This is a genomic window from Shinella sp. R2-11 (genome assembly GCF_055330205.1).
Genome location: NZ_JBVAPC010000004.1, coordinates 206,251 through 228,528, shown reverse-complemented (window position 1 = coordinate 228,528; position 22,278 = coordinate 206,251). Strand labels below are relative to the sequence as shown.

The following is a 22,278-nucleotide window of genomic DNA, read 5'->3' as shown; positions in this document are numbered from 1 at the left end:
CGATACCGTGACTGGCTCACGCCTGTTCGCGGCGCTGGCCTTCCGCACGGCGCGGCTTGTTGCGGTTCTGCGGGCGGCCGGGCTGGCCGTTGCCGCCGTGGTTGCGGTTCTGGCGGTCGCCCTGCTTCTGGGCCGGGCGGCCGTGCTGCGGGCGCTTGGCGCCGGAGGGGGCGCCGGCTTCCGCCTGCGCGCCGTCGCCGAAGGGCTGGCGTGCCGGGCGGTTCGCGGCGCGGCCATTGCCGGAGCGCTGGCCGCCGCTGTTGCGGCCCTTGCGGGACTTGCCGCCGGGGCCGGCGGTGCTCTCCACCGGGGCCTCGCCGCTGGCGACGGCGATCTTGATGCCCATCAGCCGCTCGATGTCGCGCAGGAGATGCGCCTCGTCGGGCGCGCAGAAGGCGATGGCGATGCCGTCGCGGCCGTTGCGGGCCGTGCGGCCGATGCGGTGGACGTAAGCGTCCGGCACTTCCGGCAGGTCGTAGTTGTAGACGTGGGTGACGCCCGGGATGTCGATGCCGCGGGCGGCGACGTCGGTGGCGACCAGCACGCGGATTTCGCCGTCACGGAAGGCCTTGAGGGCGCGCTCGCGCTGGCCCTGGCTCTTGTTGCCGTGGATCGAGGCAGCCTTGAAGCCGACATGGTCGAGATGCTTCATCAGCTTTTCCGCGCCGTGCTTGGTGCGCGAGAAGACGAGCGACAGGCCGTCCGGATTGTCGGTGAGCGTCTGCTTGAGGATCTGTGTCTTCTGATCCTTGCCGGGCACGAAGTGCACGTACTGCTCCACCTTGTCGGCGGCCTTGCCGGGCGGGGTGACCTCGACCTTCTTCGGGTTCACGAGATATTCGCCGGCAAGCTCGGCGATCAGCTTGGGCATGGTGGCCGAGAAGAGCAGCGTCTGGCGGTTCTTCGGCACCATTTTCGAGATCTTGCGCAGGTCGTGGATGAAGCCGAGGTCGAGCATCTGGTCGGCCTCGTCGAGCACGAGGTAACGGGCCTGCGTCAGCGTCACGGACTTGCGGGCGACGAGGTCGAGCAGGCGGCCGGGGGTGGCGACGAGGATGTCGGTGCCGCGGTTCAGCATTTCCGACTGCTTGTTGATGGAAGCGCCGCCGACGACGGTGACGACGCGCAGCGGCGTCTTCTTCACGAAGTCGCGCAGGTTGTCGGCGATCTGGTTCACCAGTTCACGGGTCGGGGCGAGGATAAGGGCGCGGATGTTGCGCGGGTCGGGGCGACGGGCTTCGAGGAGAAGCTTCTCGATCATCGGCAGGCCGAAGGCGGCCGTCTTGCCGGTGCCGGTCTGGGCAAGACCGATCAGGTCCGAGCCTTCGAGGACCAGCGGAATGGCCTTTTCCTGGATCGGCGTCGCCTTTTCGAAACCGAGCGCGGAGAGGGTGGCGACGATGGTCTTCGAGAGACCGAGGTCGTGGAAAGTTGTCAAAGCAATACCTTTCGGGGCGCCAGGCGACTTTCCGAATCCGGTCCCGGGCGCAATGCGCCATTTCTTGCGGAACCGCCTCGGGCCGGAACGCACCATGCGATCCGGTTTCGTCTGGCGTCAAGAACCCCGCGTGAATTGGGAACTTGTGGGTTGGATTTGCGTCTGCGCAGTCTTCCGCCGCTATCCGGCGGACCAGTCTTCTGCGCTTCTCCTTCTCGCGTCCCGTGCTCGGGAAGTCGCTGGGCTCGCTCACGCGGCGGCCGAAGGGCGACGCTCGGGGTCTCATGTCGTTGTTTCGCGGTGAAAAGTCAAGCGCTACTTTCGCATGTGCGAAATGCCGGATGCGCGTTCCTTGCCCGAACCGGCATGTCCGGCGGCCGGAATGCTTGCCCGTCACGGATGGCGGAACATGCCCGCGCGCGTTGCGTTGGGCCAATACGCATCCTGCCACAATCCTGTCGGATGCTTCCTCGCGCAGTACCATCTGCGTTTCCGTGAACCTTGCTAGGGGAGTGAGAAATGACCGCTACGACCTGGATCCTCGCCGCAGACGGCAATCAGGCCCGCCTGCTCAAGGGCGTGAACCTATTGAAGGAGGGCCAGCAGAGCCCGGAGCAGGAGGTCTTTCGCTGGGAACCGAAGAAGGCTCAGGACATCATGGCCGACAAGCCGGGCCGCAGCCACTCCTCGGTCGGCCCCGGCCGGTCCTCCATGGAATATTCGAGCGATCCGGTTCGCGAGGAACAGCAGAAGTTCACCGCCGAAGTCGCCGGCCGGATCGACGACTATGCCGCCGAGGGCGCGTTCGACCGGCTCGTGCTCTGCGCCGCGCCGCAGACGCTCGGCGATCTGCGCGGCAGGCTTTCCGACAAGGCGCGCGCGCTGACGGTCGTGGAGATCGACAAGAACTTCTCCAACCTGCCGACCGAGAAGCTGATCTCCAGCGTTCGCTCGATCATGTTCGAGACCTGACGGAGGCCGGGACAACCCGGCAGTTCCGGCAACGAAGGGTTAACCATCCGTTCAAGGATTGATGATACTCCCCGAGAGGTACGAATCCCTCCTTCCGTGCCGCTTCGGGGAGTTCTTGGCGTGGCTGAATCTCAAGACGAATTGCTGGTGGCGGCCTGTGCGCGCGTTCGCGCGCACCCGCATCCTGCATACGTCAAGAGCAGCGAACTGCGCTATCTCGCGGTGAACGACGCCTATGCCCGCCTTTTCGGCCGGGTTCCGGAGGAGATGATCGGGCTTCGCACCGACGAGGTCGGCGAGGCGCCGGGGCATGACGACCGCGACGATCCGGAACGGCGCTGCCTGATCTTCGGCAATCCCGAGCGTGCCCGCTACATCCACCCCTTCGGGAACGGCAGCTTCGATATCGCGCTGAAGCGTGAGCGGCTTTCGGCGGCGCTCTCCATTCTCGTCGGGCTGTTCACGCCATCCGCCGACGTGCTGGCGGCGGCGATCCGTTCCGCCGCGAATGCCAATGGAGATGCCGAGCGGGCACCGGCGCGTGCCGGCGAACATGTCGAGGGCGCGCTCGATGCGATGGGGGCGGGCGTTGCCGTCTTTTCCCCTGACAACCGCCTCGGCTACGCCAATAGCAGCATGCGGGAATTCTACCGGACGCTCGTCGGCGACAGTGCGGATGGCGCGGTCAGCCTCGCGGCCCTCACCGAGGCGCTGCATGACATCGAGGTCGGGCAGGCTGAAGCGGGCGAGCGCGAGCGCTGGATCGCGGCGCGGCTTGCCGCCTACGACCTGCCGCTTCACGAATCCGTCTTGCGCCTTGCCGGCGGCTGGGTCCGTCTCGTCACGCAGCGCCGGCCGGACGGCGTGCTCGTCGCGCTGCGCCTCGACGTCACGGCGCTGAAGGAAAGCGAAGGCCGGCTGAAGCAGCATTCGCAGGAGATCAGCCTCTACCGCGCGCTGCTCGACGAACTGCCGGTCGCAAGCTTCATGCGCGACGAGAACCAGCGCATGATCTTCGCCAACCGCGCCTATGTCGAGATGACAGGGCGTCAGCCGGAAGAGCTGCTCGGCCTCAACACGCTCGACATGTATCCCGAGCAGGGCGAGGAGTTCCACCGCCAGAACCAGCTGGTGCTCGATACCGGCGAGCTGATCGAGACCGAGATCGAATATATCCGCGCCGACGGCACTATCCTGCCGACGATCTCGCGCCTCTACCGGGTGACGACGCTCGACGACAAGAACTACCTCATCGGCTCGATCACCGACACGACGGTGCTGAAGAAGCGCGAGGACCAGCTCATCGAGGCCCAGCGCCAGGCGGAAGCGGCGCGGGCCGACCTGGAAAGCATCGTGGAATCCATTCCCGTCGGCATCGTCGTGGTCGACGAGGCGAATGTCGTGGAGCTGGTGAACGGCGCGTTCGAGGAGCTGTGGGACGGCGCGCTGCCGCCGATGCGGGGGCGCCCGCTCGACGATCTGCTGCTTTTCCAGCAGGAGCGGGGCGGAATCTACGGAGGCGAGGGCGCTTCGGCCGACGACTATCGGGCATGCCTTGCGGGCATGCGCGCGGGCGAAACGCCGGTGCGCGAAGTCACCTATGCCGGCGGCCGGACGGTGATCGAGGCGGGCTGCGCGATTTCCGGCGGCCGGTGCCTACTGACCTATATCGACATTACCGAGCGGCGCGAGCGCGAGCGCGAGGTGCTGGAGGCCCGCAGCGCCCTCGAAGAGACAGGCAGCCTGCTGAAGGATGCGGTCTCCTCGATGAGCCAGGGCCTGCTCGTCCTCGAAGGCGGGGTGGTGGTGCTGTCCAACGAGGCGCTCTCCACCATGATCGCCATGCCGCGCGAATTGCTGCAGCCCGGCGCGCGCGTCGAGGACCTGCTGCAAAGCTGCATCGACCGCAAGATCGCCGGCTTCCTCGGCGAGGAGTCGGTGGATGCGGACCGGTTCGGCGAGATCCTGCTTGCCGGCAAGCCGGCCTCCCTCGTCATCTTCAGCGGCCACCAGCGCTGGCTGCGACTCGATGTCACGCCGAGCGACCGCGGCCGGTTCGTGCTGGTCTTTTCCGACATCACGGACCTCAAGAGCCGCGAGGACGAGCTGCGCCGGCTCGTCACGCGTGCCGAGCTCGCCGACAAGGCCAAGTCCGAATTCCTCGCCAATATGAGCCATGAGATCCGCACGCCCATGAACGGCGTGCTCGGCATGGCGGAACTGCTCGCCAAGTCGAACCTCGACACGCGCCAGAAGACCTTCATCGACATCATGGTGAAGTCCGGCAACGCGCTCCTGACGATCATCAACGATATCCTCGACTTCTCCCGGATCGATGCCGGCCAGATGACGCTGCGCGACGTCGCCTTCAATCCGGTGGAGGCGATCGAGGACGTGGCGACGCTTCTCTCGGCCAAGGCGGCGGAGAAGGATGTCGAGCTCGTCGTGCGCGGCGCGGCCAACATGCCGGCGGCGGTGATGGGCGATGCCGGGCGCTTCCGCCAGATCGTCACCAATCTCGTCGGCAATGCCGTCAAGTTCACCGACCGCGGCCATGTGCTCATCGATCTTTCCTCGCAGACCACGGAAAGCGGCGTGGAGATCGTCGTTCGCGTCGAGGATACCGGCGCGGGCATCCCGACGGAGAAGATGGAATCGATCTTCGAGAAGTTCTCGCAGGTCGACGCCTCCTCGACCCGGCGGCACGAGGGCACGGGCCTCGGCCTTGCCATCACGGACGGGCTGACGCGGCTTTTCGGCGGCACGCTGGACGTGGTGAGCGAGGTCGGGCGGGGCTCGGTCTTTACGGTGCGCCTGCCGATGGCGCTCGCCGTTTCCGCGCTGCCCGCCCGGATCATGCCGGCGAAGGCACCCGACGGGCGCATCCTCGTCGTCGATGCCCACGAGCTTTCCCGCAAGGCCGCCTACGACATGCTGCTCGACTGGGGATACGACGCCACGGCGGTCGCTTCCGAGGTCGAGGCGCTGGCGGTGCTCGCGGCGGCCTCGGACATGGGCGTCGCTGTGGATGCGATCCTTCTCGACTACCAGCCGGAGCGCTCGCCCGGCTTCGTGCGGGCGCTGCGCGAAAGCGCGCCGACGGCGGATATCGCCGTGATCGTTCTGACCTCCATGAACCTCTCCGCCGAGGACCAGCTCCTCTCCTCGCAGCAGGTCGAGGCCCATCTGATGAAGCCCGTGCGCGCCGATCTTCTGCGCGAGACGGTGTTCGAGGTGCTGCGCGCGGCGCGGGCGAAAACGGTGCCTTCCGCCGCCGCGGCAGGCAAGGTGCTGCCGCTGCGCCCGCAGGTTGCCACGCCGGTAGCTCCGGCCGGGGACGGGGCGCTGGACGTGCTGGTGGCGGAGGACAACGAGGTCAACCAGATCCTCTTCACCCAGATGCTGCTGGCCGCCGGCCTTCGCTTCCGGCTGGTCGAGAACGGCGAGGCGGCGGTGGAAGTCTTCCGCGCTTGCCGGCCCGGCATGATTCTGATGGATATCTCCATGCCGGTGATGAACGGCCTCCAGGCGAGCCGGGCGATCCGCGAGCTCGAAAGCGGCACCGGCCATCGTGTGCCCATCGTCGCCGTTACCGCCCATGTGCTCGACGGCGACCGCGAGGACTGCCTTGCCGCCGGCATGGACGACTACCTGACCAAGCCGATCAGCATCGAGAAGCTGGAGGAAAAGCTCGACCGCTGGCTGAAGCGCGGTAATGCGCCGGCCGTGAAAGGCACGCTGCACTAAGCCGTCAGGCGGCCGGCTTTTCCCCGCACAGCATTTCGCGCTTTCCCGCAAAGCCCGGCCGGCGTTCCACGATGAAGCCCGCGGCGGCGAGGTTGCGCCGCACGAAGCCGGCGGCGGCATAGGTGCCGAAGCGCCCGCCCGGAACCGTCAGCCTGTAGACCTCCGCCATCAGCTCCTCCGACCACATGTCCGGATTGCGCGAGGGCGCGAAACCGTCGAGATACCAGGCGTCGAAGGGGATTTTCTCCTCCGAAAGGCTATCGAGCGCCGCGCCGCAGACGACGGTGAGGCGCATGCGGGGTTCGAGCTCGATCTCGACGCGGCCCTCGGGAGCGTCGGGCCACCTTGCGGTGAGGATCGCGCGTTCCCGTTCGATTTCCGGCCAGTGCGAAAGGGCGCGGTCGATATCGGCGCGGGCCATCGGGAAGCGCTCGAAGGAGGTGAAGTGGAGGCTTGCGCCTTCCGGCGCGGTCTCGCGCCATTGCCGCCATGTCTCGCACAGGTTGAGGCCGGTGCCGAAGCCGAGTTCGGCGATGCGGAACGGCTCCCGGCGCTGCCAGCGGCGGGGCAGGTCGTTGCCGGCAAGGAAGACATGGCCGCATTCCAGCCGCCCGTCGCTGCGGCAATAAAAGTGATCGTCAAAGGCACGGGAATAGGGCATATCGCCCTCGTGCCAGTCGAGGACCGCTTCGGTCCCGGTCGTGTTCTCAGGATTGTGGTCAGCCATGGCGAATGGCGATAGTCGCGTGAAGGCCGCCGGTCAACCGGGCGTGGACCTCCTCGTCGTCGGCGGCGGGGTGATGGGCCTGTGGACGGCCCTTCTGGCCGCCCGCGAAGGGCTCTCGGTCTCGCTCATAGAAAAGAGGCATATCGGCGCGGGGGCGAGCGGCGGCGTGCTCGGCGCGCTAATGGCGCACCTGCCCGACAGGTGGAATGCCAAGAAGGCCTTCCAGTTCGATGCGCTCGTCTCGCTGGAGGGGGAGATCGCGACCCTCGAGGCCGAGACCGGGCTTTCCACCGGCTATCGCCGCTCCGGCCGTCTCATGCCGCTGCAAAAACCCCATAATCGTGAGCGTGCCCTCGGCCATGCGCAGGACGCGCTTTCCGCCTGGCGCACGCCCGAGCGGTCCTTTGCCTTCGAGGTGCTGGATGCGGCGCCGGTTTCCGGCTGGCCCGCTGTGGAGGCGATGCCATACGGCATCGTGCACGACCGCCTTGCCGGGCGCCTTGCGCCGCGCCTCCTGCTCGCCGCCCTCAAGGCTGCGCTCGGCCGCATGGCGAATGTCGCCATCCGCGAGGGAACCGGCCTTGCGGCGCTCGATCCGGCGGCCGGCCGGGCGCATCTCGACGACGGGACCAGCCTTGCCTTCGGTACCTGCGTGCTGGCGGCCGGCGTGCAGACCTTCGATCTCCTGACGCCGCTCGGTCCGAAGCTCGCCAAGCCCGCCGGCAGCGCGGTGAAAGGGCAGGCGGCATTGCTGAAGGCCGATCTCGATCTGGCGCTGCCGGTGATCTTCGCCGACGGCCTCTATATCGTTCCGCATGAGGACGGGCTGGTCGCCATCGGCAGTACCAGCGAGAACCAGTTCGCCGATCCCCATGGTACGGATGGCCTGCTCGACACGCTGATCGAACGAGCCCGGGCGATGGCGCCGGTCCTTGCCGATGCGCCGGTCGCGGAGCGCTGGGCGGGGCTTCGGCCGCGGGCGGTGGGGCCGGACCCTATGGTCGGGCGGCACCCGGACCACCGCAATGTCAGCCTCATGACGGGCGGCTTCAAGGTGAGCTTCGGCATCGCGCACAGGCTCGCCCGCGCGGTGCTGAACGAAATCGAGGGCGGCACGCTCGACGTGCCGCCCTCGTTCACCGTCCCGGCACACTTCGACGAAGCCGGGCGGATATAGGCTGCCTTACATCCAGTAGGGCGGCACGCCGTAATAGTCGTGGATGACCTTGCCGTTGCGGCGGTTCCAGTCGTATTCGGCATCGCTCTCGTAATGCGGGGCGTTTTCGACCTGTTCCTTGGTCAGGTCGACGCGGTAGCCGCCGAGGCCCTCGTCATAGCTGAGCTTGGCCCAAGGCAGGGGGTAATGATCCTGGCCGATGCCGAGGAACCCGCCGAAGCTGAGGACGGCATAGGAAACGCGGCCGCTCCGCTTGTCGAGGATCAGGCGCTCCACCGAGCCGATATGCTTGCCGTCGGCGCCGTAGACGCTCGTACCCTCGACCTTGTCGCTGGCGATCAGATCCTGGGTTTCGCGAATGTTTGCATCCTGCATGGCCATAAGTGTTTCTCCTTGGTTGTCATGGACAGGAAACGGGCCAAGGCGGTAATGGTTCCTCTTCATGGGGTTATGCACCAGATTCAATTCGACTTTCCGCCGTCCGGTGCTACGGTAGGCCCAATTTCGAGGTGAGCGAATGACCGACAAGACCTATGCGCGCGACCTGATCGGCTACGGCCGCAACCCGCCGCAGGTGCGCTGGCCGGGCGATGCGAATATCGCCGTGCAATTCGTGGTGAACTACGAGGAGGGCGGCGAGAGCTGCATCCTCGACGGCGATCCGTCCTCGGAATGCCTGCTGTCGGAAATCGTCGGCGCGCAGCCCTGGCAGGGCCAGCGCAACCTCAACATGGAATCGATCTACGAATACGGCTCGCGCGCCGGCTTCTGGCGCCTGCACCGGCTCTTCACCAGCCGCAACGTCACAACCACCGTCTACGGCGTGACACTCGCCATGGCGCGCAATCCGGAAGCCGTCGCGGCCATGAAGGAAGCCGGCTGGGAGATCGCCAGCCACGGCTATCGCTGGCTGGAATACAAGGACTTCTCCGAGGAGCAGGAGCGCGAGCACATCCGCGAGGCGGTGCGCCTGCACAAGGAGCTGACCGGCTCGCATCCGCTCGGCATGTATCAGGGCAAGCCGTCGTCCAACACGCTGCGGCTCGTGATGGAGGAGGGCGGCTTCGTCTACTCCTCCGATTCCTATGCCGACGACCTGCCCTACTGGGTGCCGGGCGTCGATGGCGAGCCCTTCCTCATCATTCCCTATACGCTCGAAACGAACGACATGCGTTTCGCGACGCCGCAGGGCTTCAATGCAGGCGACCAGTTCTTCAACTACCTGAAGGACGCCTTCGACGTGCTCTACCAGGAGGGCCAGGACGGCAGCCCGAAGATGCTGAACATCGGCCTGCACTGCCGCCTCGTCGGCCGTCCGGGCCGCGTCGCGGCGCTCGCCCGCTTCGTCGACTACGTGCTCGGCCACGAGAAGGTCTGGATCCCGCGCCGCATCGACATCGCGCGCCACTGGATCGAGCATCACCATCCGTCGAAGGGCAAGGGCGCATGATCGACCGTGCCGATTTCCTCGACCGGTTCGGCGGCGTCTTCGAGCACTCGCCCTTCATCGCCGAGCGGGCGCTCGATGCCGGCGCGGTGTCGCTGCCGCTGACCGCCGGGGGCGTGCATGCCGCGCTGAGCGACGCCTTCCGCGAGGCGAGCCATGCCGAACAGCTCGGCGTGCTCCAGGCCCACCCGGACCTTGCCGGCAAGCTGGCGATTGCCGGCGGGCTCACCGAGGACAGCCGCAAGGAACAGGCCGGCGCCGGCCTCGACCGGCTGAGCCCGACCGAGCATGCCCGCTTTACCGAGCTCAATACGGCCTATACGGAAAAATTCGGCTTCCCCTTCATCATCGCCGTGAAGGGGCTGACGAAGGACGATATCCTCGCCACCTTCGAGGCCCGCATCGGCAACACCGCCGACGTGGAATTCGAGACGGCGAAGACCCAGGTGGAGCGCATCGCGCTCCTGAGATTGATTGCTCTGCTCCCCGGAGATTGAAAATGCCCGACGACCCACGACCGCCCTTCCTCTCCCCGGGAGGGCTGTCCGATGGCTGAGACACTGACGATCCGTCCATTGACGCGCGAAGCCTTCGCCCCCTTCGGCACGGTGATCGAGGCCGATCCCGCCACCATGCGCCATATCAACGGCGGCAACACCGAGCGCTACCATGCGCTCGCCGAAGCCGAAGCCGTCGGCGAGGATGCGAAGGTCATCATCAACATCTTCCGCGGCAGCCCGCGGAGCTTCCCCTATGCCGTCGACATGATGGAGCGCCATCCCTTCGGCAGCCAGAGCTTCTCGCCGATCGACGACCGGCCCTGGCTGGTGATCGTGGCGCAGGACGAGGGCGGCAGGCCGGGCCGGCCGCAGGTGTTCCGCGCCGGCGGGCGGCAGGGCGTGAACTACCGCCGCAACGTCTGGCACCACCCGCTGATGACGGTCGGCGCCACCAGCGACTTCATCGTCGTCGACCGTCTCGGCAGCGGCGTCAATCTGGAAGAATACTTCTTCGACACGCCGTTCATCATCGAACAGCCTTGATCGCTTGCAGGGCAGGGCCATCGCATAGGGGTGGACGGCGCCGCACCTTTCCTTCTCCCCTCGGGGAGAAGGTGGCCCGAAGGGTCGGATGAGGGGCATGGCTGAAGACTGCTGTTTTTCCCTCCTCCGGCGTCCCTCTCATCCGCCTGCCGGCACCTTTTCCCCGGAGGGAGAAGGGAACCTGCGGCGCTGCCCTGCCTATCGGCAATAGCCGCGAATTGCGGGGAACTGACCCCTCTTCTCAAAGCATCGCCTTCATCGGCCTGCCGGCCACATAGGTCTCGCGCACGGCGCGGTCGTCGCCGACGGTCTGGAGCAGGAAGAGCTCGTCGGTGAGCGAGCGCACCACTTCCATCTTCAGCGCCATGGCCGGCGTCGCGGCGGCGTCGAGCACCACGAAATCGGCGTCGGTGCCGGCCTCCAGCGTGCCGATGCGGTCCGCCAGCGAGAGCGCTTCGGCATTGCCGAGCGTCATGTGGTAGAAGCTCTCGTAGGGGTTCAGCCGCTCGCCGAGCAATTGCTGGATCTTGTAGGCCTCGTCCATCGTCTTCAGCATGGAATAGCTCGTGCCGCCGCCGACATCGGTGGCGAGCCCGATGCGCACCGGCTTTTCCCGCCGCGACAGGCTCTTCAGCGGGAAGAGGCCGGAGCCGAGGAAGAGGTTGGAGGTCGGGCAATGCACCGCCACCGCGCCCGCCTCGCTCATCGCATCCGCCTCGCGCTCGGAAAGATGGATGCAGTGGCCGAAGAGGCTTTTCGGCCCGAGCAGGCCGTATTTCGCGTAGACATCCGTATAGTCGATGGCGTCCGGGTAGAGTTCGCCGGTGAAGCGGATTTCGTCGTGGTTCTCCGAAAGATGCGTCTGGATATGCAGGTCGGGGAACTCGCGGGCGAGCGTGGCGGTCATTTCCATCTGCGCCGGCGTCGAGGTGATGGCGAAGCGCGGGGTGATGGCGACATGGTTGCGCCCCTTGCCGTGCCATTCGGCGATCACCGCGCGGGTCTCGTCATAGCCCATCTCGGGCGTGTCGAGCAGGCCCTGCGGGGCGTTACGGTCCATCATCACCTTGCCGCCGATCATGCGCATGCCGCGCTTCAGCGCCTCGGCGAAATAGGCGTCGGCCGAGGCCTTGTGCACGGAACAGTAGGCGACCGCCGTCGTCGTGCCGTGGCGGATCATCTCGTCGTAGAAATGGCGGGCGATGCGGGCGGCGTGCTCGCTCTCGACGAAGCGGCATTCCTCCGGGAAAGTGTAGGTGTTCAGCCACTCCAGGAGGTTGGCGGCATAGGAGCCGATCACCTGCATCTGCGGGAAATGCAGATGCGTGTCGATGAGCCCCGGCAGGATGAGGTGGGGGCGGTGGTCGATCTCCTCGGCATCCCCGGCGGCTTCGGCGTGCACGGCGGCATAGGGGCCGCAGGCGAGGATCCTGCCATCGGCGATCAGCAGGCCGCCGTCCTCCTCGTAGCGGTAGCTTGCGGCATCGTCGATGGCTTGCGGCCGGCGGAGGAAGGAGAGCAGGCGTCCGCGGATCAGGGTCTGGGTCATGGCGGTCGGCTTCCTTCTGCGGCTGGTTCGAACGGGATGGTGAGGGCGTGTCTCATCTGTTTCCATATTGTGCAAGCTTTGCGGGCGAAGAAAGGGCGGGTGCCGGTTTTCCGCCCGCGCGAAGGCTGTCCGCGCGGGCGATCTTCACGCATCCGTGGATTGCTATGCGGCGGCCGCGAGGCTTTTGCGCCTGAGCGACAGCGCGATCACGAAGCCCGCCGCCGCCGCGATGCCGCCGATGAGGAAGACGCTGTCATAGCCGGCATGGTCGGCGAGCAGCCCGGCAAAGGGGCCGGTGAGACCATAGGCGGCGTCCTGGAAGGCTGAGAAGCCGCCGAGCGCCGTGCCGCGCAGATGCGGCGGCACGCGATGCACGACCTCCCGCCCGAGCGAGGGAAAGATCATCGAGCAGCCGATGCCGGTGAGGAATGCGCCGACGAGGGCGAGCGTGGGATCGTTCGCGCTCCAGATGAGCATCTGGCCGACGGCCTCGACGGCGAGCGAGCCGATCGCCACCGGCAGGCCGCCGATGCGGTCCGGCAGGTGGCCGAAGAAGATGCGCATCAGCACGAAGCCACTGCCGAAGGCCGTGAGGCCGAGGCCGGCATGGCTCCAGTGCTGGTCGCGGAAATAGAGGGCGAAGAACGCGCCGATGGCGGCAAAGCCGATGCCCTGCAGGCAGATGATCGTGCCGTGCAGCCAGATGCGGTTGATCACGCTGCGGAACGAGGGCCTTTCCTGTTCGGGATGGGGCGCGACGGCCGGGATGCGCCAGATGGCCAGCAGGCCGAGCGCCGGCAGGAGGGCGCTGATCGTCATCGCCCCGGCAAAGCCGACCGACTGGAGCAACGCAAGGCCGAGCGGCCCGCCGATGGCGAGTGCGCCGTACATGGCCGCGCCGACCATCGCCAGCACGCGGCCCGAATTGGCCGGGCCGACGATGCCGACGCCCCAGGCGATGACGCCGACGGCGACGAGGCTTTCGCCGAGGCCGAGAAGCAGGCGGCCGGCGAGGAGAATGGCGAAGGCGGCCAGGGGCTGGCCGGGCAGCAGGCCGGCGGCGAGCGAAGCCAGCGCGCCCGCGATGTAGAAGACAAGGCCGCGCGCGACGGCGGTCTTGGCGCCGCGGCCATCGGCAAGCCGACCGGCATGGGCGCGCGTGAGGATCGTGGACAGGAAGGCGCTGCCGACACCGAGCCCCGCCCAGACGTTCCCCAGGCCAAGCGAGCCCGTGACGAAGACGGGGACGATGGGCAGCGAGATCGCGACGCAGAGATAGGAGACGAGCAGGATGGCCGTCAGCAACAGAAGCCGGCCCGGCGGGGCCGCGCGCATGAATTGGGGAGCCATGGTTTCCTCCAGGCTTTCCCTCGTCCGACGGCGCATGAAAAACGCACTCCGACCGGCGAGGGTCGTTGTGCGTTGCTTGACGTCAGACGCTTACGGCCAGAACACTGGCGTAAAAACGCAATAGATTTTCCCGCACGGCAAGTCAACGGCTTGCGGCAGCAAAGACCGGCGGTAACCTACGCCTCCTGCGGCATGATCGCGAGGATCCAGTCGCGGAAGGCCCTGATCTTCGGGATGTTGCGACGGTTTTCCGGGTAGGCGAGCCAATAGTCCCGCCCGTCGTTGCAGGTCAGCGCGAAGGGCTGGAAGAGCTGGCCGGCGGCGATCTCCAGGCGGAAATGGTCGGGATTGAGGACGGCGACGCCCTGGCCGGCCATGGCGATCTGCGCGTCGATGGTCTGCGTGCCGAGCTCGTTGGGCGGGAAGCGTTCGAGATCGGGATTGTCGACGCCGGCGGCGGCAAACCAGGTGCGCCACCAGATGTCGCGCGCGCTGATGATCGGCAGCTTCAGGAGGTCGGCCGGCTCCTTCACGCCGCCAATGGTCTCGGCGAGCGCCGGGCTTAGCATCGGCGTGAAGTTCATGCGCATGACGCGGTGGCTGGCAAGGCCGAGCCAGTCGCCCTTGCCCCAGCGGATCGCGACATCCGCCTCCTCCTTGGCGAAATCGATCACGTCCTGCGAGGTGGTGAGGCGGACGGCGATGTTCGGGTGTCTGAGCTGGAAATCGCCGACGGTGCGGCTCAGCCATTGCAGGGCGAAGGTGGGCGTGGAGTGGATGCAGAGCTTCTGCTCCGTCGCGCCGCGCAGGTCCGCGACGGCCTCGGCGAGCTTGCCGAGCCCCTCGGCCACCTTCGGCGCGAGGCGTTCCCCCGCCTCGCTGAGGATGACCTGCCGGGGCTGGCGCAGGAACAGCGGCTCGCCAAGCGTCTCCTCCAGCAGCTTGATCTGGTAGCTGACGGCCGTCTGCGTCATGCCCAGCTCGTCGCCGGCGCGGGTGAAGCTCGCATGCCGGGCCGCCGCGTCGAAGACGCGTAGCGCATTGAGCGGGAAGTTGCGGGACATCTTCAAGGCAAAGTTCTCTTCATGCACGCAGACGAAGCTTCGATTGGAATTCCATCATCTTTCGGCGCACCCTGCAAGCAATGGATGGAATTTACGAGGTTTTCCCATGACATGCATCGCCGACCCGGTACAGGCGGGCGCCCTGCAATTCCGCAAGCCCGGCCTTTGGCATAAGCTCTCCATCGCCTTGCGCCCGGGCGCGAGGAAGCGCCGCCCGCGGCTCGATCCGCGGGAACTGTCCGATCACATCAAGCGTGATCTCGGTTTTCTCGACGGGCGCAGCGGTCGCTAAGCCGTCTCGCCCCGCCATGCGGCGAAGGCGAGCAGCACCTCGGCCGCCGTCATCGCGGCGATGACCTCCGGGCGCTTGTCGTCGACCGCCGTTCCGCCGATGGGCAGGACGAGCCGGTCGGCCACGGCGCGGTCGAGGCCTTCCTCCTCCAGATAGTGGAGGAAGCTGCCGCGCTTCGATTTCGAGCCGACCATGCCGATATAGGCAAGGTCCGTACGGGCCAGCGCCTCGCGGCCGATCAGGAAATCGAGCGCATGGTCGTGGGTGACGATGACCACCGCCGAGCCCGGCGGGATATCGGCGACGAGCGATTCCGGCATGGCGTCCAGCCGGTGGTGCACCTCGGAGGTGAGCTGGTCGAGCTCGCTCTTGCGCGCCTCGACGACGAAGACCTTGAGGGGCAGGAGGGTCAGCGCCTCGGCGAGCGCCCGGCCGACATGGCCGGCGCCGAACACCCAGACCTGCGGCTTTCGCCGTTCCTCTTCCTTCAGCCTTGCATCGAGGGCCTTGCGGGCCGCTTCGTCGGCGACGGTGAAGATCAGCTTGACGCGGCCGCCGCAACACTGGCCGATATCCGGGCCGAGGGGAATGTCGAGGCTCGCCTCGCCACCGGCGCCCGCCAGGAGCTTGCGGGCATTCTCGATCGCCACATATTCGAGCTGGCCGCCGCCGATCGTGCCGTGGATATCGGTCGGCGCAACCAGCATGAAGGTGCCCTTGTCGCGCGGGGCGGAGCCTTTCGTTGCACTGACCTCGACGATGACGACCCGGTGCTCCCGGGCGAGAAAGCCCTCGAGGCTATCCTGTAGAAAGTTCATTTCGTCCTTCTTGCGCGCCCCACCATCGGGGGCGCCTTCTTATTGGGCGGTCCAGCCGCCATCGACGGATATATGGGTGCCGTTGATCGACTTTGCCGCATCCGAGGCGAGGAAGAGCGCGATGGCCGCCACCTCGTCGGTGCCGACGAATTCCTTGGTCGGCTGGAATTTCAGCATGACGTCGGTCTTCACCTCGGCCTCGCTGATGCCGCGGGCCTTGGCCGTATCGGGGATCTGCTTTTCGACGAGCGGCGTCAGCACGTAGCCGGGGCAGATGGCGTTGACGGTGATGCCGTTCTCGGCGACTTCCAGCGCGACGGTCTTTGTGAGGCCCATGACGCCGTGCTTGGCCGCGACATAGGCGGCCTTGAAGGGCGAGGCGACGAGGCCGTGCGCGGAGGCGACGTTGATGATGCGGCCCCAGCCCTTGCGCTTCATGTGCGGCACGGCGCAGCGGATCGTGTGGAAGGAACTGGAGAGGTTGATCGCGATGATCTGGTCCCACTTCTCGACCGGGAAATCCTCGATCTTCTCGACATGCTGGATGCCGGCATTGTTGACGAGGATGTCGACGCCGTCGAATTCCTCCACCGCCGTCTCGATGAGGTCGGAGATCTCGTGCGGCTTGGTCATGTCGGCGGGATGGTAGATGATGCGGCCCTTGCCGAGCCCATCGAGCTTCGCTCGGATCGCCTCGATCTCGTCCGCCGCGCCAAAACCGTTGATGACGACATTGGCGCCGGTTTCGGCAAAGGCGGTGGCGATGGCAAGGCCGATGCCGCTGGTGGAGCCGGTGACGACGACGCTCTTCATGACTATCTCCCGATATGCTGCGTTGCGGCAGCCTACGCCTAAAACTCAAGCGATGACAATTGCGTTTTCCGCGCGGTACAGTCCCGCTGGAGGCAAAGCGCGACTTGCGTTTTATTTTCCTTTGACATTCGTTTTTGTATCGTATTGAAGATTCCGAAGGGCCTGGGAGCGGCCCTGAACCGGGAGGGACAGATGGGCGGATATGTTCTCGCGATCGATCAGGGCACGACATCGAGCCGGGCGATCGTCTTCGACGGCAACCAGAAGGTCGTCGGGTCCGGCCAGAAGGAATTCACGCAGATCTTTCCGCAATCCGGCTGGGTCGAGCACGATCCCGAGGAAATCTGGGAAAGCGTCGTCTGGTCGGTGAAGGCCGCGCTGAAGAAGGCTGGCGTCAAGGCCTCCGATATTTCCGCCATCGGCATCACCAACCAGCGCGAGACGGTCGTCGTCTGGGAGCGCGAGAGCGGCAGGCCGATCCACAACGCCATCGTCTGGCAGGACCGCCGCACCGCCTCCTATTGCGAGAAGCTGAAGAAGCAGGACCTCGAAAAGACCTTCACGAAGAAGACGGGCCTGCTGCTCGATCCCTATTTCTCCGGCACCAAGCTCTCCTGGATGCTCTCCAACGTGAAGGGCGCGCGGGCGCGGGGCGCGAAAGGCGATCTCTGCTTCGGCACCATCGACACGTTCCTCATCTGGCGGCTGACGGGCGGCAAGTCCCATGTCACCGACGCCACCAATGCCAGCCGCACGCTGATGTACAACATCGCGGCGAACGAATGGGACGGCGAACTGCTGGAGATCCTGCGCGTGCCGAAGGCCATGCTGCCGGAGGTGCTGGACTGCGCCGCCGATTTCGGCGTGACGGAGAAGAGCCTGTTCGGCGCGGAAATCCCGATCCTCGGCGTTGCCGGCGACCAGCAGGCGGCGACCATCGGCCAGGCCTGCTTCGAGCCCGGCATGATGAAATCCACCTACGGCACCGGCTGCTTCGCGCTGCTCAACACCGGGCCGGACATGGTGCGCTCGAAGAACCGCCTGCTCACCACCATCGCCTACCGGCTCGATGGGGAGACGACCTATGCGCTGGAGGGCTCGATCTTTATCGCGGGTGCCGCCGTGCAATGGCTGCGCGACGGGCTGAAGGTCATCAAGGCCGCGCCCGACACCGGCGATCTCGCCGCCAAGGCCGACCCGACGCAGAACGTCTATCTCGTGCCCGCCTTCACCGGCCTCGGCGCGCCGCACTGGGACCCGGAGGCGCGCGCCGCCATCTACGGCATGACGCGCAACACGGGACCGGCGGAATTCGCCCGCGCGGCGCTGGAGGCCGTCTGCTACCAGACGCGCGACCTACTCGACGCCATGCACAAGGACTGGAAGGCCAATGGCAAGGAAACGGTTCTGCGCGTCGACGGCGGCATGGTCGCCTCCGACTGGACCATGCAGCGCCTTGCCGACATCCTCGACGCCCCCGTCGACCGCCCGACCATCCTGGAGACGACCGCGCTCGGCGCGGCGTGGCTCGCCGGCCAGCGCGCGGGCGTGTGGCCGGACCGCAAGGGCTTCGCCAAGTCCTGGGCGCGCGACACGCGCTTCACGCCCAAGATGGACGAGAAGACGCGCGCGGTGAAGATCAGGGGCTGGAAGGATGCGGTGCGGCGGACGCTGAGCGCGTAATTCCCGTAGCTGGCCCTTCTAGGCTCGGCGGCCGGATGCTATGCACCGGCCATGCAATCATCGCCTAACGTTGTTGCCGGCCGATCCTGCGGCACCTGCACGCTCTGCTGCCGGCTGCCCGACATCGATCATTTGGATAAGCCGGCCAATGCCTGGTGCAGGCACTGCGTCGCGGGCGAGGGGTGCTCGATCTATGCGGATCGGCCATCGGTCTGCCGGGATTTCCTCTGTCTGTGGATGACTGACGAAGGGCTCACGGAAGCCTGGGAGCCGTCGCGCTCGCACATGATGGTCTATCGGCAGGGGCCGCAGGTTACGGTTCTGGTCGATCCCGACCACCCCGATATCTGGCGACGCGAGCCCTATCATTCGCAATTGCTGGACTGGGCGTGTGAAGCCGAAGCGACGGGCGGCTACGTCATCGTGTTCCGGCAGGACGACGTGTTCAAGATCTGAGCGGGCGGCACTTCCTGCCGAAAATCAAAAATATTCCGGTGCGCCCTGTCGGCTGAGGCGTTACTCCTGCGTCTATCAACCACGGGAGTTCACCATGCTGTATGCCGTTCTTTGTTACGATGCCGAAAGCGAAGTCTGCGCCTGGTCGAAGGAGCTGGACGAGAAAGTCATGGCCGATCTCGGCGCCGTCAACCAGCGCTATGCCGAGGCCGGCAAGCTCGGGCCCGTCGCGCGGCTGATGCCGACGACGGCGGCCGTCACCGTGCGCAAGGGCCCGACGGACAATATCGTCATGGACGGTCCCTTCGCCGAGACCAAGGAGCAGTTCCTCGGCTTCTTCGTGCTTGAGGCCGAGACGCTGGAGGAGGCGATCCAGTTCGCCCGCGAGCTCTCCGCCGCCAATCCGGCGAACGGGACCTATGAGATCCGGCCGCTGCAGTTCTTCAATCCGGGAGTGCCCATAACATGACGGACCTTGCCTGGATCGACCTGGCGCTCACCTCGGCGCGGCCGCAGGCCATGGGGGCGCTGCTGCGCTACTTCCGTGACCTCGACATGGCGGAGGAGGCCTTTCAGGAGGCCTGCCTCCGCGCGCTGAGGACATGGCCCGACAAGGGCCCGCCGCGCGATCCGGCAGCATGGCTCATCTTCGTCGGCCGCAACAGCGGCATCGACCAGGTGAGGAAGCGCGCGAAAACCCGGCCGCTGCCGCCCGAGGAGGTGCTGTCCGACCTTGAGGACACCGAGAGCGACCTTGCCGACCGGCTGGACGGCGCGCATTACCGCGACGACATCCTGCGCCTGCTCTTCGTCTGCTGCCATCCGGGCCTGCCGGCAACGCAGCAGATCGCGCTGGCGCTGCGCATCGTCTCCGGGCTTTCGGTCAGGCAGATCGCTCGGGCCTTCCTCGTCTCGGAAGCGGCGATGGAGCAGCGCATCACCCGCGCCAAGGCAAAGGTCGGCGCGGCCGGCATTCCCTTCGAGACGCCGGATGCGTTGGCGCGGGCCGAACGGCTCGGGCTGGTCGCGGCGATGATCTATCTCGTCTTCAACGAGGGTTATTCGGCCGGCGTGCCGGAGAAGGCCGATACGCCCTTCTGTGCGGAGGCGATCCGGCTCGCCCGGCTGCTGCTCAAGCTCTTTCCGGCGGAGCCGGAGATCATGGGGCTGACCGCGCTGCTGCTCATACAGCATTCGCGGCTCGCCGCCCGCTTCGATGGGAACGGGCAGATCGTGCTGCTGGAGGATCAGGATCGTTCGCTCTGGGATCGCGCGCTCATCGACGAGGCGCTGGTGCTGATCGACAAGGCGCTCCGCCACCGCGCGCCCGGCCCCTTCCAGATACAGGCGGCCATCGCCGCACTGCATGCCCGCGCCGCGACGGCGGCGGAGACGGACTGGGTGGAGATCGACCTTCTCTACCAGACGCTGGAGCGCCTCCAGCCCTCGCCGGTGGTGCGGCTCAACCGCGCCGTCGCGGTCTCCAAGCGCGAGGGGCCGGAGGCGGCGCTGGTGCTGATCGAGCCGCTGGCGGAAAAGCTCGACGGCTATTTCTATTTCCATGGCCTGCGCGGCGGACTGCTCAAGCAGCTCGGCCGCTATGCGGAAGCACATCAGGCCTTCGACCGCGCCATCGCGCTCGCCACTACGTCGGCCGAGGCGGCCCATATCCGCCAGCATCTCGACAGCATGCAGCGCGAGGCCGCCGGCGCGGTGTTTCCGGCCCCGTGAACACACTGTTTCCCCGGCGCCTCTTCCAACCTTCGCCCGCGCGCCATATCTGAGGGAAAATCCTCTCATATGGAACATCCCATGGAACTTGGCCTCTATACCTTCGCCGATGTCGATCCCAATGCCCCCGACAAGGGGCGGGAAGGGGAGCGGCGGCTGAAGAACCTGCTGGAAGAGATCGAGCTTGCCGATCAGGTGGGGCTCGATGTCTTCGGGCTCGGCGAGCATCACCGGCCGGATTATGCCGCCTCTGCGCCGGCCGTCGTGCTGGCCGCGGCGGCGGCGCGCACGAAGACTATCCGTCTTTCGAGCGCGGTGACGGTGCTGTCCTCGGACGATCCGGTGCGCGTTTTCCAGCAGTTCTCGACGGTCGATCTCCTGTCCGGCGGCCGGGCGGAGATCATGGCGGGGCGCGGCTCCTTCATCGAATCCTTCCCGCTCTTCGGCTATGCGCTCGACGACTACGACCAGCTCTTCGAGGAAAAGCTCGACCTGCTGCTCGCGCTCAACGCAAGCGAAAAGGTCTCGTGGAACGGCGTCATGCGCGCGCCGCTTTCGGGCATCGGCGTCTATCCGCGGCCCCTCCATGGCCGGCTGCCGGTCTGGATCGCCGTCGGCGGCACGCCGCAGTCGGTGGCGCGGGCAGGGGCCTATGGCCTGCCGCTGGCGCTTGCCATCATCGGCGGCACGCCAGCGCGCTATGCGCCGCTCTTCGATCTCTACCGCGAGGCCGCGCGGCGGGCGGGACAGGACGAGGCGAAGCTGAAGACCAGCATCAACGTGCACGGCTTCATCGCCGATACGACGGAGGCCGCCGCCGACACCTTCTACGGGCCGCAGGCCGATGTGATGAACCGCATCGGCCGCGAGCGCGGCTGGGGGCCGACGAGCCGGGCGCAGTTCGACCAGTCGACCGGGCCGGACGGCCATCTCTTCCTCGGCGATCCGGAGACGGTCGCCAGGAAGATCGTCGCCCACCACAGGATCTTCCGCAACGACCGCTTCCTGCTCCAGATGGCGATCGGCCTGATGCCACACGACCGCATCCTGCGCGGGATCGAGCTTTACGGCACGAAGGTCGCACCGCTGGTGCGCGAGATGCTGGCGGACGAGCCCAGGGCGGAAATGGCCCCTTCCGCCTGACAGCGCGGCGCGAACGTGCTAGGACGCCCCGCGAAAGAGAGATGCGATGACCCTTGGAAACGATGAAGACCTCAACGGCCTGAAGGCGATCGGCCGGATCTGCGCGAACGTGCTGCAGCACATGTCGACCGCCGTCCGGCCCGGCATGACGACGGCCGAGCTCGACCTGATCGGCCGGCGCATGCTGGAGGCGACGGGCGCCCGCTCGGCGCCGGAAAGCTGCTACAATTTCCCGGGCGCGACCTGCATTTCCATCAACGAAGAGGTGGCGCACGGCATTCCGGGCGAGCGGGTGATCAAGGAAGGGGACCTCGTCAATATCGACGTTTCCGCCGAGCTCGACGGCTATTTCGCCGACACCGGCGCATCCTTCACTGTCGGCCGCTCGGTGCCGGCGGTGGAGCGGCTCTGCCGTGACGGCAAGCGGGCGCTCTGGGTCGGCCTCAAGGAAGTCAAGGCCGGCAAGCCGCTGGCCGAAGTCGGCAATGCCATCGGCGCCTTCGCGCGCAAGAACCGCTATACGCTGATCGCCAATCTCGCCAGCCACGGCGTCGGCCGTTCGCTGCACGAGGAGCCGACGGAGATCGCCACCTGGCCGGACCCGCAGGAAAAGCGCCGCATGACGGAAGGCCTCGTCTTCACGGTCGAGCCGTTCCTCTCGCTCGGCGCCAACTGGGCGGAAGGCGGCGACAAGGACGAATGGACGCTCTACAGCGAGCCGAGCGCGCCGACGGTGCAGTTCGAGCACACGGTCGTCGCCACGCGCAACGGCCCGCTGGTGGTGACGCTGCCGGGCTGAGAGCCTTCACCGGCGCTGATCCGTCGATC

Annotated in this window: 21 protein-coding genes; 13 read left to right on the top strand and 8 right to left on the bottom strand. The window is 66.7% G+C overall.

Annotation, left to right across the window (positions count from 1 at the left end):
* Window positions 1-16 precede the first annotated feature (16 nt).
* Window positions 17-1,438, bottom strand: coding sequence for a DEAD/DEAH box helicase (locus tag ACZ1A1_RS12955; RefSeq protein ID WP_313193564.1), 1,422 nt, complete (start codon window positions 1,436-1,438; stop codon window positions 17-19).
* 519 nt (window positions 1,439-1,957) lie between these two features.
* Between ACZ1A1_RS12955 and ACZ1A1_RS12950 the strand changes: the two genes are divergently transcribed.
* Together ACZ1A1_RS12950 and ACZ1A1_RS12945 are read left to right on the top strand one after the other, a co-directional pair.
* Window positions 1,958-2,410, top strand: a complete 453-nt coding sequence (locus tag ACZ1A1_RS12950; RefSeq protein ID WP_313193563.1) for a host attachment protein — start codon at window positions 1,958-1,960, stop codon at window positions 2,408-2,410.
* A 120-nt stretch (window positions 2,411-2,530) separates the two neighbouring features.
* Window positions 2,531-6,157 (top strand): PAS-domain containing protein, encoded by a 3,627-nt coding sequence (locus tag ACZ1A1_RS12945; RefSeq protein ID WP_463620267.1) that lies wholly within the window; start codon window positions 2,531-2,533, stop codon window positions 6,155-6,157.
* 4 nt (window positions 6,158-6,161) lie between these two features.
* Here the strand turns inward: ACZ1A1_RS12945 and mnmC2 are convergent, their stop codons facing one another.
* Complete coding sequence (mnmC2, locus tag ACZ1A1_RS12940) at window positions 6,162-6,884, bottom strand: tRNA (5-methylaminomethyl-2-thiouridine)(34)-methyltransferase MnmC2 (RefSeq protein ID WP_463620266.1); 723 nt, start codon at window positions 6,882-6,884, stop codon at window positions 6,162-6,164.
* On the opposite strand from mnmC2, the gene ACZ1A1_RS12935 reads away from it, so the two are divergent.
* Complete coding sequence (locus ACZ1A1_RS12935) at window positions 6,883-8,061, top strand: NAD(P)/FAD-dependent oxidoreductase (RefSeq protein ID WP_463620265.1); 1,179 nt, start codon at window positions 6,883-6,885, stop codon at window positions 8,059-8,061. The genes mnmC2 and ACZ1A1_RS12935 overlap by 2 nt on opposite strands.
* Window positions 8,062-8,067: 6 nt before the next feature.
* Here the strand turns inward: ACZ1A1_RS12935 and ACZ1A1_RS12930 are convergent, their stop codons facing one another.
* Window positions 8,068-8,442 (bottom strand): PRC-barrel domain-containing protein, encoded by a 375-nt coding sequence (locus ACZ1A1_RS12930; RefSeq protein ID WP_313193559.1) that lies wholly within the window; start codon window positions 8,440-8,442, stop codon window positions 8,068-8,070.
* A gap of 136 nt (window positions 8,443-8,578) precedes the next feature.
* On the opposite strand from ACZ1A1_RS12930, the gene puuE reads away from it, so the two are divergent.
* The 3 genes from puuE to ACZ1A1_RS12915 are packed head-to-tail and all read left to right on the top strand — an operon-like array spanning window position 8,579 to window position 10,551.
* Window positions 8,579-9,511, top strand: a complete 933-nt coding sequence (gene puuE / locus ACZ1A1_RS12925; protein ID WP_119256931.1) for an allantoinase PuuE — start codon at window positions 8,579-8,581, stop codon at window positions 9,509-9,511.
* On the top strand, window positions 9,508-10,005 hold the full coding sequence (gene uraD, locus ACZ1A1_RS12920) for a 2-oxo-4-hydroxy-4-carboxy-5-ureidoimidazoline decarboxylase (RefSeq protein WP_463620264.1): 498 nt from the start codon (window positions 9,508-9,510) through the stop codon (window positions 10,003-10,005). The genes puuE and uraD overlap by 4 nt, the downstream gene beginning before the upstream one ends.
* Window positions 10,006-10,056: 51 nt before the next feature.
* A complete protein-coding gene (locus ACZ1A1_RS12915) occupies window positions 10,057-10,551 on the top strand; it encodes an ureidoglycolate lyase (RefSeq protein ID WP_463620263.1) in 495 nt (164 codons plus the stop codon).
* A gap of 241 nt (window positions 10,552-10,792) precedes the next feature.
* Here the strand turns inward: ACZ1A1_RS12915 and guaD are convergent, their stop codons facing one another.
* The 3 genes from guaD to ACZ1A1_RS12900 all read right to left on the bottom strand — a co-directional run bounded on the left by guaD (window position 10,793) and on the right by ACZ1A1_RS12900 (window position 14,514).
* Window positions 10,793-12,100, bottom strand: coding sequence for a guanine deaminase (guaD, locus tag ACZ1A1_RS12910; RefSeq protein ID WP_463620262.1), 1,308 nt, complete (start codon window positions 12,098-12,100; stop codon window positions 10,793-10,795).
* A 162-nt stretch (window positions 12,101-12,262) separates the two neighbouring features.
* Window positions 12,263-13,450 (bottom strand): arabinose transporter, encoded by a 1,188-nt coding sequence (locus ACZ1A1_RS12905; protein WP_463620261.1) that lies wholly within the window; start codon window positions 13,448-13,450, stop codon window positions 12,263-12,265.
* A 176-nt stretch (window positions 13,451-13,626) separates the two neighbouring features.
* A complete protein-coding gene (locus ACZ1A1_RS12900) occupies window positions 13,627-14,514 on the bottom strand; it encodes a LysR substrate-binding domain-containing protein (protein ID WP_463620417.1) in 888 nt (295 codons plus the stop codon).
* 106 nt (window positions 14,515-14,620) lie between these two features.
* On the opposite strand from ACZ1A1_RS12900, the gene ACZ1A1_RS12895 reads away from it, so the two are divergent.
* Window positions 14,621-14,806 carry a hypothetical protein gene (locus tag ACZ1A1_RS12895; protein ID WP_415213031.1) on the top strand — a complete coding sequence of 62 codons (186 nt, stop codon included), beginning with the start codon at window positions 14,621-14,623 and terminating at the stop codon, window positions 14,804-14,806.
* Here the strand turns inward: ACZ1A1_RS12895 and xdhC are convergent.
* Together xdhC and ACZ1A1_RS12885 are read right to left on the bottom strand one after the other, a co-directional pair.
* Window positions 14,803-15,624, bottom strand: coding sequence for a xanthine dehydrogenase accessory protein XdhC (gene xdhC, locus ACZ1A1_RS12890; protein WP_463620260.1), 822 nt, complete (start codon window positions 15,622-15,624; stop codon window positions 14,803-14,805). The two genes, ACZ1A1_RS12895 and xdhC, sit on opposite strands and share 4 nt — an antisense overlap.
* A gap of 39 nt (window positions 15,625-15,663) precedes the next feature.
* Window positions 15,664-16,437, bottom strand: a complete 774-nt coding sequence (locus tag ACZ1A1_RS12885) for a 3-hydroxybutyrate dehydrogenase (protein WP_463620259.1) — start codon at window positions 16,435-16,437, stop codon at window positions 15,664-15,666.
* 192 nt (window positions 16,438-16,629) lie between these two features.
* Here ACZ1A1_RS12885 and glpK point away from each other — a divergent pair, with 192 nt between their 5' ends.
* The 6 genes from glpK to map all read left to right on the top strand — a co-directional run bounded on the left by glpK (window position 16,630) and on the right by map (window position 22,249).
* Complete coding sequence (gene glpK / locus ACZ1A1_RS12880; protein WP_463620258.1) at window positions 16,630-18,120, top strand: glycerol kinase GlpK; 1,491 nt, start codon at window positions 16,630-16,632, stop codon at window positions 18,118-18,120.
* Between the two features lie 51 nt (window positions 18,121-18,171).
* Window positions 18,172-18,576 carry a YkgJ family cysteine cluster protein gene (locus tag ACZ1A1_RS12875; protein WP_463620257.1) on the top strand — a complete coding sequence of 135 codons (405 nt, stop codon included), beginning with the start codon at window positions 18,172-18,174 and terminating at the stop codon, window positions 18,574-18,576.
* A gap of 94 nt (window positions 18,577-18,670) precedes the next feature.
* Window positions 18,671-19,045, top strand: coding sequence for a YciI family protein (locus ACZ1A1_RS12870; protein WP_318909687.1), 375 nt, complete (start codon window positions 18,671-18,673; stop codon window positions 19,043-19,045).
* Window positions 19,042-20,307: an RNA polymerase sigma factor gene (locus tag ACZ1A1_RS12865; RefSeq protein WP_463620256.1), complete on the top strand. Its 1,266-nt coding sequence runs from the start codon at window positions 19,042-19,044 to the stop codon at window positions 20,305-20,307. The genes ACZ1A1_RS12870 and ACZ1A1_RS12865 overlap by 4 nt, the downstream gene beginning before the upstream one ends.
* An 81-nt stretch (window positions 20,308-20,388) precedes the next feature.
* Entirely contained in the window at window positions 20,389-21,450 is a 1,062-nt protein-coding gene (locus tag ACZ1A1_RS12860) for an LLM class flavin-dependent oxidoreductase (RefSeq protein WP_463620255.1), read from the top strand.
* Between the two features lie 46 nt (window positions 21,451-21,496).
* Window positions 21,497-22,249 carry a type I methionyl aminopeptidase gene (gene map / locus ACZ1A1_RS12855; protein ID WP_119256945.1) on the top strand — a complete coding sequence of 251 codons (753 nt, stop codon included), beginning with the start codon at window positions 21,497-21,499 and terminating at the stop codon, window positions 22,247-22,249.
* The last annotated feature ends 29 nt before the right edge of the window (window positions 22,250-22,278 follow it).

Excerpts from the sequence above, each read along its gene's own strand:
- ACZ1A1_RS12930 (WP_313193559.1), bottom strand. The coding sequence starts at position 8,442 with ATGGCCATGCAGGATGCAAACATTCGCGAAACCCAGGATCTGATCGCC.
- ACZ1A1_RS12865 (WP_463620256.1), top strand. The coding sequence starts at position 19,042 with ATGACGGACCTTGCCTGGATCGACCTGGCGCTCACCTCGGCGCGGCCG.
- map (WP_119256945.1), top strand. The coding sequence starts at position 21,497 with ATGACCCTTGGAAACGATGAAGACCTCAACGGCCTGAAGGCGATCGGC.
- ACZ1A1_RS12885 (WP_463620259.1), bottom strand. The coding sequence starts at position 16,437 with ATGAAGAGCGTCGTCGTCACCGGCTCCACCAGCGGCATCGGCCTTGCC.
- ACZ1A1_RS12915 (WP_463620263.1), top strand. The coding sequence starts at position 10,057 with ATGGCTGAGACACTGACGATCCGTCCATTGACGCGCGAAGCCTTCGCC.
- mnmC2 (WP_463620266.1), bottom strand. The coding sequence starts at position 6,884 with ATGGCTGACCACAATCCTGAGAACACGACCGGGACCGAAGCGGTCCTC.
- ACZ1A1_RS12935 (WP_463620265.1), top strand. The coding sequence starts at position 6,883 with ATGGCGAATGGCGATAGTCGCGTGAAGGCCGCCGGTCAACCGGGCGTG.
- puuE (WP_119256931.1), top strand. The coding sequence starts at position 8,579 with ATGACCGACAAGACCTATGCGCGCGACCTGATCGGCTACGGCCGCAAC.
- glpK (WP_463620258.1), top strand. The coding sequence starts at position 16,630 with ATGGGCGGATATGTTCTCGCGATCGATCAGGGCACGACATCGAGCCGG.
- ACZ1A1_RS12875 (WP_463620257.1), top strand. The coding sequence starts at position 18,172 with ATGCAATCATCGCCTAACGTTGTTGCCGGCCGATCCTGCGGCACCTGC.
- uraD (WP_463620264.1), top strand. The coding sequence starts at position 9,508 with ATGATCGACCGTGCCGATTTCCTCGACCGGTTCGGCGGCGTCTTCGAG.
- ACZ1A1_RS12870 (WP_318909687.1), top strand. The coding sequence starts at position 18,671 with ATGCTGTATGCCGTTCTTTGTTACGATGCCGAAAGCGAAGTCTGCGCC.
- guaD (WP_463620262.1), bottom strand. The coding sequence starts at position 12,100 with ATGACCCAGACCCTGATCCGCGGACGCCTGCTCTCCTTCCTCCGCCGG.
- ACZ1A1_RS12905 (WP_463620261.1), bottom strand. The coding sequence starts at position 13,450 with ATGGCTCCCCAATTCATGCGCGCGGCCCCGCCGGGCCGGCTTCTGTTG.
- xdhC (WP_463620260.1), bottom strand. The coding sequence starts at position 15,624 with ATGAACTTTCTACAGGATAGCCTCGAGGGCTTTCTCGCCCGGGAGCAC.
- ACZ1A1_RS12860 (WP_463620255.1), top strand. The coding sequence starts at position 20,389 with ATGGAACTTGGCCTCTATACCTTCGCCGATGTCGATCCCAATGCCCCC.
- ACZ1A1_RS12895 (WP_415213031.1), top strand. The coding sequence starts at position 14,621 with ATGACATGCATCGCCGACCCGGTACAGGCGGGCGCCCTGCAATTCCGC.
- ACZ1A1_RS12950 (WP_313193563.1), top strand. The coding sequence starts at position 1,958 with ATGACCGCTACGACCTGGATCCTCGCCGCAGACGGCAATCAGGCCCGC.
- ACZ1A1_RS12900 (WP_463620417.1), bottom strand. The coding sequence starts at position 14,514 with ATGTCCCGCAACTTCCCGCTCAATGCGCTACGCGTCTTCGACGCGGCG.